Source organism: Leptolyngbya sp. FACHB-36 (assembly GCF_014695955.1).
Classification (GTDB): Bacteria; Cyanobacteriota; Cyanobacteriia; order Leptolyngbyales; family Leptolyngbyaceae; genus FACHB-36.
The window spans coordinates 1-2981 of sequence record NZ_JACJPG010000410.1 but is presented as its reverse complement, the minus strand read 5'-3'; the positions used below and the strand labels follow the sequence as shown (position 1 = coordinate 2981).

3 protein-coding genes are annotated in these 2981 nt (G+C 56.9%); 1 reads left to right on the top strand and 2 read right to left on the bottom strand.

Annotated features, from left to right (window positions below; all coding sequences use genetic code 11):
• The coding region (locus H6F43_RS11520) for a DUF4912 domain-containing protein (RefSeq protein WP_190342908.1) at nt 1–1074 on the top strand (1074 nt) is incomplete at its 5' end.
• 64 nt (nt 1075–1138) lie between these two features.
• On the opposite strand, the gene H6F43_RS11515 is transcribed toward H6F43_RS11520, so the two are convergent.
• Nucleotides 1139–2518 carry a DICT sensory domain-containing protein gene (locus H6F43_RS11515; RefSeq protein WP_190342907.1) on the bottom strand — a complete coding sequence of 460 codons (1380 nt, stop codon included), beginning with the start codon at nt 2516–2518 and terminating at the stop codon, nt 1139–1141.
• A 72-nt stretch (nt 2519–2590) separates the two neighbouring features.
• Nucleotides 2591–2981: hypothetical protein (locus H6F43_RS11510; RefSeq protein WP_206754556.1), on the bottom strand; the 391-nt coding region annotated here is incomplete at its 5' end.

The following is a 2981-nucleotide window of genomic DNA, read 5'->3' as shown; positions in this document are numbered from 1 at the left end:
CAGACCGACCTCAGCCGTGAATCGCTGGCAGACGTCGATACCGGACTTGCCGATTTGCCCGGAGGCTATGGAGAGAGCCGAATTGTTCTCTTACCCCGTGATCCCCAGTGGGCGTATGCGTATTGGGATATCCCGATTGAGCACCGGGAGGAGGTGCGGCGGCAGGGCGGACAGCGGCTAGCGCTGCGGTTCTATGATGTGACCAATCTGGACTTGGCTCGGCAAAGCCCTCACAGCTTGCAGGAGTACGAGTGCGAGGAGATGGCGCGAGACTGGTACGTGCCGATTCCAGTGAGCGATCGCGACTACATTGCTGAGATTGGCTACCTCACGAGTGATGGACGCTGGCTGCTGCTAGCGCGCTCTAACCCAGTGCGAGTTCCACCCGTTTACCCATCTGACTGGTATGACGACGAGTTTTTGACGATCGGCTGGGACGAAGACCTGCGTGGCAAGACGTTCCTGACGCTGGTGCCGCCTCATTTGCAGACGGAAACGAGCAATCCGATTTACGACGAGATTTTCAGCCTGACAGAATCCGCTGAAGCCCTACGGGTAGCGGGATCGCTGTTCGGCTCCATGCAGCACATTCCTGGCTCGGTGCCTTCCGGTTCGGCTCAAATGGTGGCAGCGCAGGCGGTTAGCTCCTACATCTTTCCCTCTGGAGTTGGCCTGTGGGCGGCGGGTGTACCCACTGTAGCGGGACTTACGATGTCTGGTGCTGGCATGTCGGGAATCGGGATGTCCGGAGTTGGCATGTCAGGAATTGGGCTATTTGGCTCGGTGCCGCCAATTCGTCTGCGTAAGTTTTGGCTGGTTGCGGAGGCAGAACTGATCATCTACGGCGCAACCGAACCGGGCGCTACGGTGACGATCGCAGGTCGTCCTGTAACGCTCAACCCCGATGGCACGTTTCGTTTTCAGATGCCGTTCCAGGATGGCATGCTGAACTTCCCGATTCTGGCAGTTGCCGCAGACGGAGAGCAGACGCGATCGGTGCACATGACCTTCAATCGAGAAACGCCGCTGCGCAACACAAACGCGAAAGACGACGCCACAGACGAGTTGTTCTAGAGCCATGCAGCACCGTCGCCTGCTGTTACACACGAGTTAACGCAGGCGACTGCACCTTCTCAACTCACTGGCTAAAATTCAAGACCTCTTCGCCGCAGTGGGAATCGATCAGCCATAAGCCAGCCGAAATTTTGGGCGTGGTAACCGGGAGGTTCAGTCCCTGCTGAAAACCGCCGACCAGCAGCGTCAGGGTGTCCAACAGTTTAGGGTCCCAGCGATTGTCCTGCTGACGACACGCTGCCAGTGCTTTTTCGATCGCCGCTTCTGAGCTAGTGGCATCTGTGGATCGGAACTGAGCAAACTGCTGCTGAAACTCTGCAACGAGTCCAAGAATCCGAGACTCTAGGGGAATGGCATCGCCGCTGAGTCCGGCAGGCTGTCCTGACCCGTCCCAGTGCTCGGTTTGGTGCGTAATAATTGCCGCGATCGCGCGTAGCTGCGGCATCGTGCGGAGAACTTGCGCTCCGGGCACGAGTGGACAGCTAGGTCCAGAATCCTGGTCAAGGTTGAAGACCGTCTCAGCTCGTTGCAGAGGGGCAAGGCGATGCAGCAAACCTGCCAGCTTCAGACGGTGTAGCTGCCAGGCAGGAAGGTCTAGAAGCTGCCCGATCGCTTCTGCTAGTGCGGCGACTTCGGCAGCGGCAGATGGGTTGGTGGCGTCTGCTTGATCCGTTAGCTGCGCCATTCGCAGAAACGCCTGCACCTCATTGGAAACAAGGTTGCTGTCCAGAATGTCCTGGCGCAGAACAGGTGCATCCGAGCGGCGGTGATGGTCAAGGTCTGCCTGTCCAGACTGCAGGTAATCCACCACGCGGGCAACGACTGCGCCCAAATCTTCCCGCTCCCGAGATTGCTGAGCGGCAATGTCTTGCACCTGCGCCGTAAGCTGCTCTGCCAGCGAGGGGTTATAGCGATGAATATGGGCGATCGCTAGGTCCATCGTTTCCCGCACCAGGTTTGGCTCAAACGTCCAGAAGCCGTAAAACTTGCGCTCCAGATCTTGTGCAGGCGGTCCCTGCCGTCCATAGTCAGTCTCGGATAGCTCCTGACACAACACCATCGCCGAGTACGTCGGCGCAAAAATCACCAAATGCCATTCCTGCGCTACCGCGTCCTCTGGGTTCAGATTCACCAAATCAACGGTGGGGCGTTGACTAGTGGGATGCTCTGCAAAGCCCGCGTCGGGAGCCGCCATAATGACGACATGGCGTGATCGGGCTGCCAGTTCGCCGTAGCGGTCTGCCTCTTCCAGATACCATTTGCCACGCTGGAAGGCAGTAATCACGAGCGGCTGACTGCGACTGGTAAGGATGCAGTCTTCCAGCGCATGACACAGCGCAACCAATGTGTTTTTGTAATAAACCCCGAAATTGAGGGGACGCTTGCCCACTTGAGCAGAGCGGTGTGCCTCCTCTAGTCCACGCAGGATCGAACCTTCTAACATGCGTTTGCTATGCCCGTGCGATATAAAACAGTGATACTTTAAGACTCGGTAAGTTCATCCTCATCTTCTTAATCAAAGTTTACCAAAACAATTCCCGCATTGCTGTGTTTCGTTTAGCGAATTAGAGGAGGAAATGGAGTTTCCTCGTTCCATTGACGCTAAGCCACTTGCTTCAGGTGGTCTGCTAGCCGAATTACCAACGCCGCTAGTGTCAGGGTCGAATTTGCGGCGGGTGAGGTTGAACAGGTCGCAAGCGTAAAGGTTGGTGTCGTTCAAGAACTTTAGATTGGTGTCTACGACGCCGTTGGCACTCATCCGCAGTGTCCCGACTTCGTACGCCACCCCACCCAAACCTGCCTGCTTCAGATCCAGGTTGCCTCCGCGTCGCAGGCTGGACTGGGAGATGTCGCAGGACATCTCCGGGTTAACTCGCACTGTTAAGTTCTGGAAACAGAAACCCCCC